11 protein-coding genes and 1 pseudogene are annotated in these 15,273 nt (G+C 71.7%); 8 read left to right on the forward strand and 4 right to left on the reverse strand.

The window, feature by feature from the left end:
• The 3 genes from GTW40_RS09810 to GTW40_RS09820 form a co-directional block, all read left to right on the forward strand.
• Positions 1-2,597, forward strand: a 2,597-nt coding sequence (locus tag GTW40_RS09810) for a D-alanyl-D-alanine carboxypeptidase (RefSeq protein WP_237525428.1), incomplete at its 5' end; no start/stop codon positions are given.
• Between the two features lie 248 nt (positions 2,598-2,845).
• Positions 2,846-4,855 (forward strand): MFS transporter, encoded by a 2,010-nt coding sequence (locus GTW40_RS09815; RefSeq protein WP_237525429.1) that lies wholly within the window; start codon positions 2,846-2,848, stop codon positions 4,853-4,855.
• Positions 4,856-5,030: 175 nt separating this feature from the next.
• Positions 5,031-6,146 (forward strand): ADP-ribosylglycohydrolase family protein, encoded by a 1,116-nt coding sequence (locus tag GTW40_RS09820; RefSeq protein WP_161179775.1) that lies wholly within the window; start codon positions 5,031-5,033, stop codon positions 6,144-6,146.
• A 27-nt stretch (positions 6,147-6,173) separates the two neighbouring features.
• On the opposite strand, the gene GTW40_RS09825 is transcribed toward GTW40_RS09820, so the two are convergent.
• Both GTW40_RS09825 and GTW40_RS09830 read right to left on the reverse strand, forming a co-directional pair.
• Positions 6,174-7,721 carry a sodium:solute symporter family protein gene (locus GTW40_RS09825; RefSeq protein WP_161179776.1) on the reverse strand — a complete coding sequence of 516 codons (1,548 nt, stop codon included), beginning with the start codon at positions 7,719-7,721 and terminating at the stop codon, positions 6,174-6,176.
• 159 nt (positions 7,722-7,880) lie between these two features.
• The gene (locus tag GTW40_RS09830; protein WP_161179777.1) at positions 7,881-8,816 is read right to left on the reverse strand and encodes a LysR family transcriptional regulator; all 936 of its coding nucleotides are present in this window, start codon (positions 8,814-8,816) and stop codon (positions 7,881-7,883) included.
• A gap of 124 nt (positions 8,817-8,940) precedes the next feature.
• Between GTW40_RS09830 and GTW40_RS09835 the strand changes: the two genes are divergently transcribed.
• From GTW40_RS09835 to GTW40_RS09850, 4 genes are all read left to right on the forward strand, one after another.
• A complete protein-coding gene (locus GTW40_RS09835; RefSeq protein ID WP_161179778.1) occupies positions 8,941-10,182 on the forward strand; it encodes an MFS transporter in 1,242 nt (413 codons plus the stop codon).
• Positions 10,183-10,419: 237 nt separating this feature from the next.
• A complete protein-coding gene (locus GTW40_RS09840) occupies positions 10,420-11,169 on the forward strand; it encodes an ATP-binding cassette domain-containing protein (RefSeq protein WP_161179779.1) in 750 nt (249 codons plus the stop codon).
• Complete coding sequence (locus GTW40_RS09845; RefSeq protein ID WP_161179780.1) at positions 11,160-12,476, forward strand: hypothetical protein; 1,317 nt, start codon at positions 11,160-11,162, stop codon at positions 12,474-12,476. Before GTW40_RS09840 ends, GTW40_RS09845 begins: the two co-directional genes overlap by 10 nt.
• 4 nt (positions 12,477-12,480) lie before the next feature.
• Positions 12,481-13,071, forward strand: coding sequence for a hypothetical protein (locus tag GTW40_RS09850; RefSeq protein ID WP_161179781.1), 591 nt, complete (start codon positions 12,481-12,483; stop codon positions 13,069-13,071).
• Between the two features lie 6 nt (positions 13,072-13,077).
• Here GTW40_RS09850 and GTW40_RS09855 read toward each other — a convergent pair whose 3' ends face one another.
• Positions 13,078-13,611 (reverse strand): DUF2165 domain-containing protein, encoded by a 534-nt coding sequence (locus tag GTW40_RS09855; protein WP_161179782.1) that lies wholly within the window; start codon positions 13,609-13,611, stop codon positions 13,078-13,080.
• 473 nt (positions 13,612-14,084) lie between these two features.
• On the opposite strand from GTW40_RS09855, the gene GTW40_RS09860 reads away from it, so the two are divergent.
• Entirely contained in the window at positions 14,085-14,276 is a 192-nt protein-coding gene (locus GTW40_RS09860) for a hypothetical protein (protein ID WP_161179800.1), read from the forward strand.
• A gap of 15 nt (positions 14,277-14,291) precedes the next feature.
• On the opposite strand, the pseudogene GTW40_RS09865 reads toward GTW40_RS09860, so the two are convergent.
• A pseudogene (locus GTW40_RS09865) lies at positions 14,292-15,229 on the reverse strand (IS5 family transposase).
• Positions 15,230-15,273: the final 44 nt, after the last annotated feature.

Here is a 15,273-nt window from a genome sequence, read left to right on the forward strand (position 1 = left end):
CCGACGTTGACTCGGGCTCTGCCGACAAGACCGCCTCCGGCGCCGCGTCCGGCTCCGCCGAGCAGAAGGCCGACGCCCAGCCCGGCACCGCCGACAACGCCAAGTCCGGCCCTGCCGACAGCAAGTCCTCCCCCGCCAACGGGGGCGCCACCGACGTTGACTCGGGCTCTGCCGACAAGACCGCCTCCGGCGCCGCCGAGCAGAAGCCCGACGCCCAGCCCGGCACCGCCGACAACGCCGCCAACAGCGCCGACCGCAAGTCCGGCCTCGCCGAGCAGGAGCCGCAGGACCAGCCGACCCGGGGCGCCAGCCCCGCCGGTGCCTCCAAGGCTGGGTCGACTGACGACTCCGCCGCCGACACCGCACCCCGCTCCGCCGGGCGGAAGGCCGAGGACGAACCGACTTCTGCCGCCAAGCCCGCAGACAAGTCGGCCCTGACCGGGACGCCCGCCGACCAGGCCGACGGCAAGGCCACGCCCGGCTCCGCATCGGTCTCCGACGGCAAGGCCGCCCGCGCCTCCAAGCCGGAACCCGCCGACAAGCCCGCCTCCGGCGTCACTTCCGGCACCGCCGACAAGTCGGCCCCGGCCGGGAAGTCCGACACCGACGGCAAGGCCAGCACCGCCGACGAGCCCGACGACAAGGCCACGCCCGCCTCCAAGTCGGCCCTTGCCGAAAAGCCCAACCAGGCCGCCCCCGGCGACAAGTTGGCCCCCGCCGGGACGCCCGAGGGCAAGACCGCCCCCGTCTCCGAGTCGGAGCCTGCCGACAAGCCCGACAGCACGAAGCCCGGGGACAAGCCGACCCTCAACACCAAGCCCGGCTCCGCCGACCAGGCCGACAGCAAGCCGACCGCTGCTGGCAAGGCCGACGAGAAGTCCACCTCTGCCGACAAGCCCGGCGCCACCGACAAGCCCGACGGCAAGTCGACCCCCACCGCCAAGCCCGGCTCCGCCGACAAGCTCATCCCCACCCCCCAGCCCGCCCCCGACGACAAGCCCGCCACCAAGCCGGCCCCCACCGACCAGCCCACCACCACCCTCCGCGCACCCCAGTCCCCCAAGTCCACGAAGGGCGGCGGCGACCAGCCGACCACCACGCTTCGTGCGCCGAATCCCGCCAAGAAGCGGGACGTCGATCAGCCGACCACCATGCTGAAGATCGGTGGGAAGGCCAAGGAGCCGGAGGCCGAGGCCGAGGCCGAGCGGACGAGTCGGTTCGTCGCGCTCAAGGGGGACATGAGGACCGCACCCGCGGAGGAGACGCGGAGCGTGCCGCAGGTCGGGCCGGAGCGGACGACGCAACAGCCGTTGCCGCCGAAGCCGCCGCTGGATCTGCTGGCGGAGCTGACGAACACGCCGCCCCCGCCGGAGACCCCGGTGCGGACGCTGGTGCGCAGGGTCAAGATCTGGACGCCGCTGGTCCTGCTGCTGATCGTGATCCTCGGAGTCGTACAGGCGGTGCGGCCGCTGCCCCGGCCCACGCTCGACCTGACCGCGCAGGACACGTACACCTTCGAGGGCGGGAAGGCGGACATCCCGTGGCCCGCCGAGGGCCAGGCCGCGCTGGACGTGCAGGGCATCGGCACCTTCGGCTCCTCCGGCTCGGACAAGCCCGTGCCGACCGCGAGTGTCGCCAAGGTGATGACCGCGTATCTGATCCTGCACGACCACCCGCTGAAGAGCGGCGAGGACGGCCCGAAGATCAAGATCGACAAGACGGCCGAGTCGCAGTCGAACGCGGGCCAGGAGTCGACGGTGAACGTCACCGAGGGTGACGAGATCACCCAGCGTGAGGCGCTGGAGGACATCCTGCTCGCGTCCGCGAACAACATCGCCCGCCTGGTCGCCCGCTGGGACGCCGGGTCCGTGGACGCGTTCGTCGCCAAGATGAACACCACGGCCAAGAGCCTGGGCATGGCGAACACCAAGTACACCGACCCCTCCGGCCTGACCGACTCGACGGTCAGCACCGCCCGGGACCAGGTGAAGCTGGCGAAGGCCGCCATGGCGTACCCCTCGTTCCGCGAGGTCGCGGCGATGATGTCGTACACCGACTACAAGGGCACGTACCACTCCAACTGGAACCAGCTCGTCGGGCACAACAACGTCGTCGGCATCAAGACCGGCACCACCACCTCCGCCCTCGGCAACCTGGTCTTCGCCGCGAAGAAGGACGTGGACGGCCAGACCCGGCTGATCATCGGTGCCGCGATGCGCCAGCCCCCCGCCAAGTCGGACAACTCGATCCTCACCGGCGTCCTGAACGCGGGCGACGCTCTGATCCGGGCCGCGCAGGGCGCCCTGAAGTCGGCGACGGTCCTGAAGAAGGGCACGGTCGTCGGATACGTGGACGACGGTCTCGGCGGCCGTACCCCGGTCGAGGTGACCGAGGACGTGAAGGCGATCGGCTGGGCGGGGCTGAAGGTGAAGCTGTCCTTCGCGGGCGGCGCCGTCCCGCACACCGCGAAAGCGGGCACGAAGGTCGGCACCCTCACCGTCGGTGACGGTTCCGCCGGTGCCGTCCAGGTGCCGGTCGCGCTCCGCGACGACCTGGCCGAGCCCGGCCTCGGGAGCAAGCTGACCCGCCTGGGCTGAGCCCCCGTATCGCCGTACCCCCCGCACCCCGCCGCATGTGTTCCCCGCCCGGGAGCCGTGCGGCGGGGTGCGTGCTAGCGTCACGAAACGGGGCAGGTCACCGGTCACGGGACAAGGCCGCGCAACGGGACGAGTACCGGCGGGAGCACCGGAACAGGTGGCCGGGAACAGCAGACGGGACACGGGGAGTGCCTTCAGGTGGCCACAGCCGAGCCGACACGCGCCGCGACACCGGGGGCGGTGTTCGCATGAGCCCTGAGCCCCGCACGAACCACGCCGGTACGGACAACGCCGACACCGACCACGCCGGTACGGACACCGCCACGCGGCCCCCCGGACCCGCCGACCCGCCCGCCAAGAGCCGTCCGGCCTGGCGCCGTTGGCCCCACGAGCACCCCGTCCTCTTCATCACCGCCCTCGCCGCCGTGCTGCACGTGATCTGGTTCTTCACGTCGGCCAACAGCGGTGGCGACCTCGCGGCGCAGGACGCCTGGGCGGAGTTCGTCGGCCGGCACCCGGACTCGGCGTACAACCTCGCCTGGTACGGCGGGATGCACCCGGTGTCGTACAGCGTCCTGTCGCCGTATCTGATGTCCGTGCTCGGTGTGCGGACCACGATGATGATCGCGGGCACGTTCTCGGCCGGGCTGCTCACTCTGATCCTGGTGCGCGGCCGGGCGGTGCGGAGGCCGTTGTGGCCCGCGCTGGCCGGGGTGTTCGCGCTGATGGGCAACGCGGCCTCGGGCCGGGTGACGTTCGGACTCGGCACGATGTTCGCGCTCGGCGCGGTCGCGGCGGTGTTCTGCTGGCCGTACCAGGGCCGGTACGCGAGCTGGGCGAAGGCGCTGGCGGCGGCCCCGCTGGCGCTGCTGGCCGGGGTGTTCGCGCTCCTTGCCGGAGCGGTGTCCGGCTGGGTGGCGTACGGCCTCGCGGCGCTGTTCGGGATCGGCGCGGTCGCGGTGCTGCTGTACTGGCCCTACGAGGGCCGCTACAAGCGCTGGGCGAAGGCGCTGGCCGCCGCGCCGCTGGCCGCACTCGCCACGATGGCCTCGCCGGTGGCGGGGCTGTTCGTGGGGCTGGTCGCGGTCGCGCTGTTCCTGCAGAAGCGGCGGCCCGGCGCATGGGCGCTGGGGCTGGCGCCCGCGGCCGTGGTGGCGCTTTCGGCGTGGCTGTTCCCGTTCTCCGGCACCCAGCCGATGACGTTCGGCTCGGTGATCATGCCGCTGCTGTACGGGCTGCTGTGTCTGGTGCTGGTGCCGCGCGAGTGGGTGACGGTGCGGCTGACGGCCGGGGTCTACAGCGTGAGCGTGGTGCTGGTGTGGCTGATCAGCTCGCAGATCGGCACGAACATCTCGCGTCTTCCGATGCTGTTCGCGGGCACGGCGCTGGTGGCCGCGCTGCCGTTCGCCAAGCCGCGCACGCACCGGTGGTACGCGCTGGTGTGGGCCGTCGTCGGGTTCGTGGGCTGGATCGGCTTCAAGTCGGCGGAGGACGTGATCCACACGACCCCGGCCGCGTCCTGGGCGCGTGAGCTGGCCCCGCTGGTGAACGAACTCCAGAAGGTGGGCGCGGAGAAGGGCCGGGTGGAGGTCGTACCGGCCCGCTCGCACCGCGAGGCGTCCGCGCTCGCGCCGTACGTGAACCTGGCGCGCGGCTGGAACCGCCAGGCCGACATGGAGCGCAACCCGCTCTTCTACGACGACACCCTCAACTCGGCCAACTATCATGAGTGGCTCCAGCGCTGGGCGGTGCACTACGTGGTGCTGCCGAAGGCGGACGACCCGGACGGCGACGGCGGGCAGCGCGAGCGGGAGCTGGTGCTGCGCGGGATGCCGTATCTGAAGCAGGTGTGGGGCAACGCGAACTGGCAGCTGTACCGGGTGACGGACCCGGTGCCGCTGGCCGAGCCGAACGCGGTGGTCCTGCGGGCCGAGCAGGGCGAGATGACCCTGAAGGTGAGCAGGGCGGGCCGGGTCCTGATCCGGATTCCGTACTCGCCCTGGCTGAGCGTGGTGGACGAGCAGGGCAAGCCGCTGAAGCCGCCGCAGGAGACCGAGGCGTCCAAGAAGCGGGCGGACGGCGTGCCGAAGACGTACGTCAACGTCAGCGGCTGTCTGGCGGAGACCCCGCAGGACGCGCAGGGCGACGCCTGGACGGTGCTCCTCGCGCCCCGGGCGGGGACGTACCACCTGGCGGCGCCGTACCAGCTGCCGCGCGGGACGCCGTGTCCGGAGGAGCTGAAGGCCGCCAAGGGGTGAGGCCCTGACGCTCACACCGGCTCACACCGGCTCACTGGTGTGAACGCGAAAGCAAAGCGTTCACACCTGACCGGTAATGGCCTGGCGAGGCCGGTTTGCGCGGCTGATCGGACCGTTCGCGGTCCATTACAGTGCTGCCCGTCGGCCGGACGCGAGGTGCCGTGAGGGGGTCTGCATGGGTGCGACGAGCGGCGCCGTCTGGGGTCGCACCGAACAGCAGGACTTCCGCAGCCGGGTGCGCGGCACCCTGCTCGGCATCGCGCTCGGGGACACGCTGGGCGCGCCCGTGGACGTGCTCGGTCTTGACGAGATCCGGTCCGCGTACGGCGCGGAGGGCGTGCTCGACCTGGGCTTCGCGCACGGACGGCGCGGCGCGGTCACCCACCACACCCAGCTCACCCTGTTCACGGTGGACGGCCTGATCCGCGCCCAGGTCCGCCGGGACACCGGCGCCTGGCATCCGCCGACCGATCTGCACCGGGCGTACTTGCGCTGGCGGGCGACCCAGCGGGACTGGGGGCCCGACGAGCGGCGCAAGGAGGACGGCTGGCTGGCCCGCGAGGAGTGGCTGTACGCCCGCAGGGAGCCCCCGAGGTCGTTGCTGAGCGGGCTCGGCGACGAGGTGATGGGCACGCTGGAGCGGCCGAAGAACCCCGGCGAGCTGGGCCCCGAGGCGGTGGCGCGCTCGGGCCCCTTCGGGCTCCTGGTGGGCTGGGAGCCGCAGCTGGTGGCGCAGTTGTCCGTCGAGTGCGCGGCGCAGACCCACGGCCACCCCGTCGCGTGCCTGGCGGCCGGGGCGTACGCCGTGATCGTGCACGCCCTCGCTCGCGGCGAGGACCTGGACGCGGCCGTGTGGAGCGCGGTGGCGCTGCTGTCGGCGCGGCCGGGCCATCAGCCGGTCGTGGAGGCGCTCCAGCACGCGGTGAACGCGGTACGGCTGGGCCCGCCGAACCCGGTGCGGGTGGAGGAGCTGGCCGGGGACGGCACGGCGGACGGGCTGCTCGCGGCGGCCATCTACTGCGCCCTGGCCGCCGACGACGTACGCCTCGGCCTGTGCCTGGCGGTGAACCAGTCCGGCCCCTCCGCCGCCGCCGGAGCCCTCACCGGGGGCCTCCTCGGCGCCCTGCACGGCGAGACGGCCCTGCCCCCGGCGTGGCTCGCCGAGCTGGAGGGCCGTCCCACGATCCTGGAGCTGGCCGACGACTTCGCCATGGAGATGACCCAGGGCCCGGCGCTGCACAGCCCGGCGGGTTCGGCGCCGGGGTGGCTGGCGCGTTATCCGCGTGCCTGAGCGTCCAGGTGTCTGCCGCGTGCCCGGCTATCCGCGTGCCTGAGCCGCCGGGGTGGGTACGGCCGCCTCCGCGCCGTCGCCGTCGGTGTTGATCCGCTCGATGACCGCCAGCCGCTCGGGGGTGTCCTCGGGCTTGATCAGGCCGATGACGATGTAGAGCACCAGGGAGACGGCGAGCGGCACGGAGACCTGGTACTGGAGCGGGACTCCGCCCTGGACGTGCCAGCTGATCGGGTAGTTGACCAGCCAGAAGGCGAGCAGTCCGGCGGCCCAGCTGGTGAGCGCGGCCGTCGGTCCGGAGCGGCGGAACGGGCGCAGCAGGCCCAGCATCATCGGGATGGCGATGGGGCCCATCAGCCCGGCGACCCACTTGATGACGACCGTGATGATGTCCTTCAGGGCGGGCGAGTCGACCTGGGTCGCGACCGCCATCGACAGGCCGAGGAAGACCACGGTGGTCACCCGGGCCGCGAGCAGCCCCACCCGCTCGCCCCAGCCCCGCGCCCGCCGCCACAGCACGGGGACGACGTCCCGGGTGAACACGGCCGCGACGGCGTTCGCGTCGGAGGAGCACATGGCCATGGTGTGCGAGAAGAAGCCGACGACCACGAGCCCCAACAGGCCGTGTGGGAGGAGCTGTTCGGTCATCAGGGCGTAGGAGTCGGAGCCGTCGGGCTTGTGGGCCGTCACCAGGAGCGGGGCGAGCCACATCGGCAGGAACAGCACCAGGGGCCACACCAGCCACAGCAGCGCGGAGAGCCGGGCGGAGCGCTCGGCCTCGCGGGCGGAGGCGGTGGCCATGTAGCGCTGGGCCTGGTTGAGCATGCCGCCGTTGTACTCGAAGAGCTTGATGAACAGGAACGCCAGCAGGAAGACGGTGCCGTAGGGGCCCGCGAGGGGCTGGGCGTGGTCGTGCAGGGCGGGCCGGTCCCAGGCGTCGAGCAGGCCGATGTGCCGGTCGCTCAGCTTCATGGCGACGGCGACGAGCATCGCGATCCCGGCGAGCAACTGGATGACGAACTGGCCGAGTTCGGTGAGCGCGTCCGCCCACAGGCCGCCGATCGTGCAGTACACGGCGGTGATCGCGCCGGTGATGAGGATGCCCTGGTTCAGGGAGAGGCCGGTGAACACCGAGAGCAGGGTGGCGATGGCGGCCCACTTGGCGCCCACGTCCACGATCTTCAGCAGCATCCCGGACCAGGCCAGGGCTTGCTGGGTGCGCAGGTCGTAGCGGTTCTTCAGGTACTCCAGCGGGGAGGCCACGCCCAGCCGGGAGCGCAGGCGGTTGATGCGGGGCGCGAAGAGCCGGGAGCCGATGGCGATGCCGATCGCGATGGGCAGGGCCCAGGTGACGTAGGAGGTGACGCCGTAGACGTAGGCGATGCCCGCGTAGCCGGTGAACATCACGGCGCTGTAGCCCGACATGTGGTGGGAGATGCCGGACAGCCACCAGGGCATCCGGCCGCCCGCGGTGAAGAAGTCACCGACGTCGTCCACGCGCCGGTGCGACCAGACACCGATGGCCACCATCACGCCGAAGTAGCCGATCAGCACTGCCCAGTCGAGACCGTTCATGTCTCACCCTCCAGCGTCCGCAGCCGAGTTCGGCGGTCAGGGATGTGAACTCCGGTTTAGACCATGGGGGTTGGGGCACGGGGGCGTCGAGTCACGGGGAGGTAAAATCGTTCGCCGGGGTGACTGGCGTTCAGATGTATGAACGCGATTGGAGGGTGCTCAACGGGGGCGCACCCAGTCGGGCACCCAGGTCCCGGGCGCGTCATGGCCGGGCGTCGCTCCCACGAGGTAGGCGCGCAGGGTGTTCAGGGCCGGGTGGGGGTTGTCCCGGTGCCAGAGGAGGGAGTGCGGGTAGACGGGGACCGGGTCGATGACCGGGATGCGGCGCAGGCCGTGTCCTGCGGGCCAGACGAGTCGGGTGGGCTCGCCCATGAAGGTGGCCAGGGCCGGGGTGTCGGCGATGGTGTCGAGGAGGGCGTCGGAGCCGAAGTTGGGGCCGGTCACCTCGATGGTGAGGCCGAACTCGGCGACGAGGGCGTCGTAGTAGGCGGCCCACTCGGTACCGGGGGCGATGCCGGGCATCCAGATCCGGTGACCGGCGAGCTGGGCGAGGGTCACGGACCGGGCGCCCGCCAGAGCGTGGGCGGGGCCGGTGAGGAGCTGGAGCGGCTCGTCGAGCACCCGGACGGACGCGATGTCCTCCGGCAGGGGCCGGCCGGGCGCGGCGACGGCGCGGAAGGACGCGTCGATCGCACCGGAGCGGATGGCGGTGACGGCCGTCTCGATGTCGAACAGCGTCATCACGTCGAGGTCGATCTCGGGGTGTGCGCGGTGGAAGCCGCGCATCAGGCCCGACTGCGCGCTGCGCGAGGCGAGCACGTCGACGCGCAGCGGACGGCTCCCCCGGTGCACGGAGGCGACGGCCCGCTCGGCCACGCGCGACAACTCCCGCGCGTGCGGCAGGAACGCCTGCCCGTCGATGGTCAGCTCGGCACCGCGCGGGGTGCGGGTGAACAGCCGTACCCCCAGGACGCGTTCCAGCGCGGCGATCCGCTTGGACACGGCCTGCTGGGTGACCGCCAGCTCGTCGGCGGCCTCCCGGAAGCGGCCGGTGTCGGCGACGGCGAGGAAGGTGCGCACGGTGTCCAGGTCCATGCGACCAGGCTAGGGCGACAACTGGTGGTTGTCGCCTGGCGGCTCGGCGGTTGTTTGATCCCTGGTCGGGGTGCCCGCTTTGATGCTTCGGGTCGCGGATCGATTGTGGAGGCGGGTGTCGGGCATGAGGAGCGGGCGTGGGCTCGGGCGGGCCTTCGGGTGGCTCTGGGGGGCGTACGGGACGAGCGCGCTCGGCACCTGGCTCGCCTTCGGCGCGTTCCCGCTGATCGCCGTCCGGGTGCTGCACGCGGGGCCTGCGGAGGTGGCCGCGCTGTCCTCGGCGGGAGCGGCGGTGGGCGCGGCGGTGGCGGTACCGCTCGGGCCCTGGGTGGAGTTCCGGCGCAAGCGGCCGGTGCTGATCGCGATGGACCTCGTGCGGTGCGCGGCGCTGCTGACGGTCCCGGTCGCGTACGCGCTCGGCGCGCTCACCTTCGTCCAGCTGCTGCTGGTCTCGGTGGTGGTCGCGGCGGCGGACATCACGTTCCGCGCGGCCTCCGGGGCGTACCTCAAGACCCTGCTGCCGCCCGGGGACCTGCTCGTCGCCAACGCCCGCTTCGAGTCGACGGCCTGGACGACGACGATCATCGGGCCGCCCCTGGGCGGCGCGGCGATCGGGCTGCTCGGGCCGGTGGTGACGGTGGTGGCGGACGCGGTGAGCTATCTGCTGTCGGCGCTGGGGCTGCGGGCGATCGGGGGCGGGGAGCCTCGTCCGGGCGGGCGCGGATCGGCTGCGCGGCTGCGCCCGGGTGACCTGGTGGCAGGCTGGCGGTACATCCTCGCCGACCCCACCCTGCGCCCGCTGTTACTCAACGCGGCTGTGTTCAACGGCCTGTTGATGGCGACCGAGCCGCTGCTCGCGGTGCTGATGCTCGGGCGCCTCGGGTTCGCGCCGTGGCAGTACGGGCTGGCGTTCGCGGCGCCTTCGCTGGGCGGACTGCTGGGCTCACGACTGGCGAGGCCACTGGTGGCGAGGTACGGGCAGCACCGGGTGCTGATGTTTTCCGGGCGGCTGCGGGCCCTCTGGCCGGTCGGGCTCGCCTTCCTGGACCCCGGCACGGGCGGCCTGCTCCTGGTGATGGGCGTCGAGCTGGGCCTCATCTTCTGCTGCGGGGTCTTCAACCCGGTGAGCGCGACCTGCCGCCTGGAGCGGACGCCCACCGACCGGGTCACCCGCGTCCTGTCCGCCTGGACGGTGACGACAAAGGCGACGACGGCCCTGCTGACGGCCGTCTGGGGCGTACTGGGCACGACGCTCGGCCCGCGTACGGCCATCGTCCTGGCGGGGCTGCTTCTGCTGGCTACGCCGCTACTGCTGCCCCGCCGACCGACGGCACTCCCAGCCGAGCCGGAGCCGAGCGTGGCCTGAGAAGGTGCCGGGTTCTCGCTGGTCAAGCATTTTCCACTTGCCCCAATAGATACGTGATTTTTACCTGAACTTGATCACAAGTAGATCACAGCTGCAAGAAGTCGCTTCCATGCGATCTTCACAGCAAGTGAAGCTGAGGTCCCCTCCGGGTCGCACTCCCACATGTGGTGTGAGGCATCTCAGGTCCCGCACCGAGCTGGTGCGGGCCTTTCCCCCACTGCCAGAGAGCACACACCCATGCCCATCGGCTTCCAGGCGACCGCGTTCGGCTACCGCCGCCGCAGTCCGGTCATCCAGGACTTCACCTTCTCCTTCCCGCCCGGCCGGACCGTGTTCCTCGGCCCCAACGGCGCGGGCAAGTCGACGATCCTCTCCCTGGGCGCCTCGGTACTGCGCCCGCAGTCCGGAACGGTCACCCACGACGGGCTGCGGACCGACCGGCGCGGCGACCTCGCCGCATACCGCCGGCGCATCGCGTGGCTGCCCCAGCAGATCGAGTCGGTCCCCCGGCTCACCGCCCGCGAACAGATCGCCTACGTCGGCTGGCTGAAGGGCATGAACCGCCGCGACGCCTGGGACGCCTCACTCGACGCTCTCCGGCGGGTCGAACTCGCCGACTTCGCCGACCGGAAGGTCCACCAGCTCTCCGGCGGCCAGCAACGCCGCGTAGGCATCGCGCAGTCACTGGTGCACGAGGCCGAAGTCCTCCTGCTCGACGAGCCGACCGCCGGAATGGACCCGCGCCAGCGCCGCGTCTTCCACGAGATCCTCGGCGGCCTCGACCAGCACGTCCTGCTCTCCACCCACGACGTCGCCGACCTGGAGGACACCTACGACCACGTCGTCGTGCTCAACGGCGGAACCGTCCGCTTCGCCGGTCCGGTGCGCGAGTTCCACGCCCTGGCCCCGCCCGGCACCGCGTCGGGGCGCCTCGCGGAGGCCGCCTACTACGCCACGGTCCAGGAGGAGGAGGCCGCATGCGCCTAGCGACAGCGCTGCGCACCACCGGCGTCGTGTGGATCGCGCCTCTGGTCCTCGCATGGGTGTGGCTCGTCAGTGGTCACGAGGCCGCGAACGAACCGGCCTACTGGGCAGGCAACACCGCCCTGGCCGGACACACCCTCCCCTTCTACGCCCCCGCCTGCGCGGCCTTCGCGGCGTGGGAGGCCGGGCGGCTGCGGCGGGCCGGCGTCCATCGGCTGGCGCCGGTGCGCGGCCGATACGCGATCGCGGCCGACGTACTGTGGCCCGTCGTCCTCCTCGGCGTGACGGCGGTCGTGGTGTGCCTGCTGACCGTGCGCCTGGCGACCGGCGCGGCGCACGACTGGCCGCACCCGGGCGTGCTGGCCATGGCCGGATACCTGATCATCGTCCACACCGTCCTGGGCTACGGGCTCGGCATGGTGCTGCCCCGCGTCCTGGCCACCCCGCTGATCCTCGTCGTCGACTATCTGTGTCTCGTCATGCCCGTCACGGTCGTCCACCCCATGTGGCTGCGGGAACTCACCGGATGGCTCGACGCCCCCTACGGGGACCTCACCACCACCGTGAACCCGGTGGCGCTCGCCGTACCGCTGGTGCCGGCCACCGGCGTTCTGGCCGCGGTCCTGGCCAGTGCCGAGATCGCCCGCTGGTGTCGCCCCCGGGCCGTACGCGTCGGCGCCGCGGCCGCCGCGTCCCTGGTCTGCCTGAGCGTGTTCACGGTCGCGGCTGTGCTGCCCGTCCGCGACTGGAAGGGGGACCCGCCGCCGCAGGCCCGTACCGACCCGCCCGTGTGCGCGGGCGAGGCTCCCAGGATCTGCGTCCCCGTGGAGGCGTCCGACAGCCTGGAACCGCTGTCCGTCACTGCCCAGGAGGTCGTGCCCCGCCTCGTCGACGCGGGCTTGAAGCCGCCGGAGGAACTCGCGTTCGTCTCCGAAGCGGCGCCTGTCGACGCGCGGACGTGGCGACTGTTCCTCTACCGGGACATGGGCTCGGCGGACATGAAGGCGAGCATCGCGGCGTCCGCGCTGCCCTCGATCCCGTCGTGCCCCGGCACCTCCGACGTCCGGACCGGCCACGCGGGCACGCTCGCGGCCTGGCTCATGGTCAAGGCGGGCATGGGAGTGGACGAGATCCAGAACCAGCGTGGCCAGAAGCTGGCCGCGGACCCCCGGGTGATGTCCGTGGTGAACAGGGAGATGAAGCTGTCTCCAGACGAGCAACTTGCCTGGTTCACCCGCAATGTGACGTTGCTTCAGCGGTGCGAGCCCGCCCCGGAGACCCTGCCGGCCGTCACCGAGACGGGAGCGTGATCCGATGGGTTTGTGGCTGAGAACGCGACGGATCCCCGTCCTCGCCGCCGCTCTGGCCGCCTGTGCCGCGCTGACGGCGGCAGCCGGTGACACGCTGGTCGACCTTCCCTCCCTGGGCAGTGGCGCCGCCCGGCCCTTGGTGCTCTTCGCCCCGCTTCTCGTCTGCGTGGGGCTGGCGTTCTCCCTGAGCAGCAGGCTGCCCGCCGCCGAGGCATCGGGCAGCCGTCCTGTGACCCGTTTCGACCAAGCACTGGTTCTGGCCGCCGTCCTGGTCACCGTTGTCGTGGCGTACGCCGTCGCGGTACTCCTCGACGCCCCGACCGCGAACACCGTCGGGCGCAACACCGCGTTCCTCGTCGGGCTGATGCTCTGTGCCCGCCGGGTAGCGGGCCATCAGGTGGCGGCCATCGCTCCCATCGCCTGGGTGATCACGATGATGCTCATCGGCAACACCGGCGGCAACGGTCAGCCCCATCCGTGGACCGTCATCCTCATGCCCCCGGACCACGTGTCCGCCGCACTCACGGCCGCCGCGATGCTGGCCCTCGGCACAGTCGCGGCTCCGGCCGCTCCACTGCTCCGCGACGCGACCTGAACAAGGTCAGGGCTGCGCCGTACGCCGCTCCGGCAACTGGTTCACCACCAGCGCGACCCCGCTCACCAGGACGATCCGGGTGGCCGCGTCCAGCCCGTTCCACGCCTTCGACTGCCACATGGCGAACCACTCCCCGCCGATGGCGATGAACCCGGCGCCGAAGAGGAGTATCAGCATGAGCAGGCCGTAGGTGGAGATGCGGCGGGCGAGGTCGTGGTCGCGCCGGGCCCACAGCCAGGTGCCCCAGAGCAGTACGGCGGCGGAGACCGTCTCCCACACGATGATCGCCACGTACGCGGCGTCCTGAAGCGCGGTGTTGGTGATCGCCCGCCACATCAGGGCGTCGTCCTTGAACGTCGTGTCCATCGCCAGCACGTGCCGGACGTACTGCTGGTTGGACCCGAAGTCGGTGATGTTCCCGAGGGCGACGAGGGCGATGTACAGCGCGAGGACCCCGGTGAACACGCCCGCCGCGAGGGGCAGGCCGGTGCGGGGCGTGGTCGGGGTGGGGGTGGTGGTGTCGGTGGGAGTGGTGGTCATGGCCGAATTCTCCCTGGGGCGGGACGAGTTGTGCCGTACGCATTGCGCCAGAATGGCGGCGGTCCTCTCCGCCCCCGCTTTGTCAGTCGCCGTCCCGGGCCGCGCGGGCGCGGTCCAGGTAGGCGTACAGCGCGGTCATCTCCTCGGCCGGCCAGGGCAGCTTCTGGGCGATGTCGGCGCTGTGGTCCTGCCACAACCGCTGGATCGCGGCCTGTAGTTGCTCGCGCTGCTCGGCGCGCGTACGGACACGCCACTCGCCTGCGCCAGCTCACCGAAGCTCCAACGGCGCTGGGCCGCGTCTTTCCCGATCACGACCGGCACGCCAGGACCTCGCACTACGGCAGGTTCAAGCGCGGCCGTCAGGGTGGTCCGACGTAAACCGGGCCCCGTGATCAACGCCCGCGGCTGCTCACTACACTCCCACGGTGAACAACATCCCGCTGAACAACATACGGTGCACCCAATGCGGTGTGGTGGGGCTGGAGCCGGGCTTCGTCGAGGACTCCGGACAAGGCGCTCGCGGATTCGCGCGGTGGATCGCGGGCCCCCTTCAGCGAGGCCCGCTCGGCAATGCCAAGAGGATGGGCCGACCGCACTGGCAGATCGACGCCTATCGCTGCCCCGTCTGCGCACACCTGGAACTGTTCGCCGGGCAACGGGACTAGGGCCTGTCCGGGCGATCATGAGCGGAGCCAGATGACCAGGGCTGCGACGGTGACGGTGCCGAGGAAGACGTAGCAGCGTTTGTCGTACCGCGTCGCGACGGCCCTGTGCGCCTTGAGTTTATTGATGGCACGTTCGACCGTGTTGCGCTTCTTGTATCGTTCCTTGTCGAAGCCGGGCGGGCGACCGCCGCCCGAACCCCGGCGCAGACGGGCTGCCTTGCGGTCCTTCTTCTCCGGGATGACGTGCCGGATGCCGCGCCTGCGGAGGTAGGCGCGGATGGCGCGGCTGCTGTACGCCTTATCCGCGCTGAGGCTGTCCGGGCGTCCACGCGGACGGCCAAGCCCGGCGCGAGGGACGCGGATCTTGTCCATGACCGGCTCGAACTGGGTGCAGTCCGCCCGCTGCCCGGGAGTGACTGTGAGGGACAGCGGGCGGCAGCGGCCATCCGCGCTCAGGTGGACTTTGGTGGTGAACCCGCCGCGGGAGCGGCCCAGGCCCTCACCTGCCGCACCGCCGCCACCAGGCGGCTGGGCGGTCTCAACCGGGGCCTCCCGCTCTTGTGTTCCACCACGGCGCCCCCCTTTGGTCGACCCGGCGTTGGAGGCGGAGTTCTGCGGGCGCCGGCGGCATGCTGGTGGGCCCGCATCACCGTGGAGTCGACCGAGATGTCCCAGTCGATCGCGCCGTCGGCATCGGCGGCGGCCTGGACCCGCTGGAACAGCCGCTCCCAGGTGCCATCGGCCGACCAGCGCCGATGGCGCTCATACACCGTCTTCCACGGGCCGAACCGTTCCGGCAGATCCCGCCACGGCACCCCGGTCCGCACCCGGTGCAGTATCCCGTTGACCACCTGCCGGTGGTCCCGCCACCGCCCGCACCGGCCGTTGCTCACCGGCAGCAACGGCTCAAGCTGCTGCCACTGCCCGTCCGAAAGATCCCCCCGCCCCGTCATGGTCCGGACAACGCTCCAGGCCAAGGACCGGACACGGTCCTACA

It is taken from the genome of Streptomyces sp. SID4985 (assembly GCF_009863025.1).
Taxonomy (GTDB): domain Bacteria; phylum Actinomycetota; class Actinomycetes; order Streptomycetales; family Streptomycetaceae; genus Streptomyces.

Bases quoted from the DNA above. Each gene is read 5' to 3' on its own strand.
- GTW40_RS09840 (WP_161179779.1), top strand. From the start codon at position 10,420: ATGCCCATCGGCTTCCAGGCGACCGCGTTCGGCTACCGCCGCCGCAGT.
- GTW40_RS09825 (WP_161179776.1), bottom strand. From the start codon at position 7,721: ATGAACGGTCTCGACTGGGCAGTGCTGATCGGCTACTTCGGCGTGATG.
- GTW40_RS09830 (WP_161179777.1), bottom strand. From the start codon at position 8,816: ATGGACCTGGACACCGTGCGCACCTTCCTCGCCGTCGCCGACACCGGC.
- GTW40_RS09820 (WP_161179775.1), top strand. From the start codon at position 5,031: ATGGGTGCGACGAGCGGCGCCGTCTGGGGTCGCACCGAACAGCAGGAC.
- GTW40_RS09835 (WP_161179778.1), top strand. From the start codon at position 8,941: ATGAGGAGCGGGCGTGGGCTCGGGCGGGCCTTCGGGTGGCTCTGGGGG.
- GTW40_RS09855 (WP_161179782.1), bottom strand. From the start codon at position 13,611: ATGACCACCACTCCCACCGACACCACCACCCCCACCCCGACCACGCCC.
- GTW40_RS09815 (WP_237525429.1), top strand. From the start codon at position 2,846: ATGAGCCCTGAGCCCCGCACGAACCACGCCGGTACGGACAACGCCGAC.
- GTW40_RS09850 (WP_161179781.1), top strand. From the start codon at position 12,481: ATGGGTTTGTGGCTGAGAACGCGACGGATCCCCGTCCTCGCCGCCGCT.
- GTW40_RS09845 (WP_161179780.1), top strand. From the start codon at position 11,160: ATGCGCCTAGCGACAGCGCTGCGCACCACCGGCGTCGTGTGGATCGCG.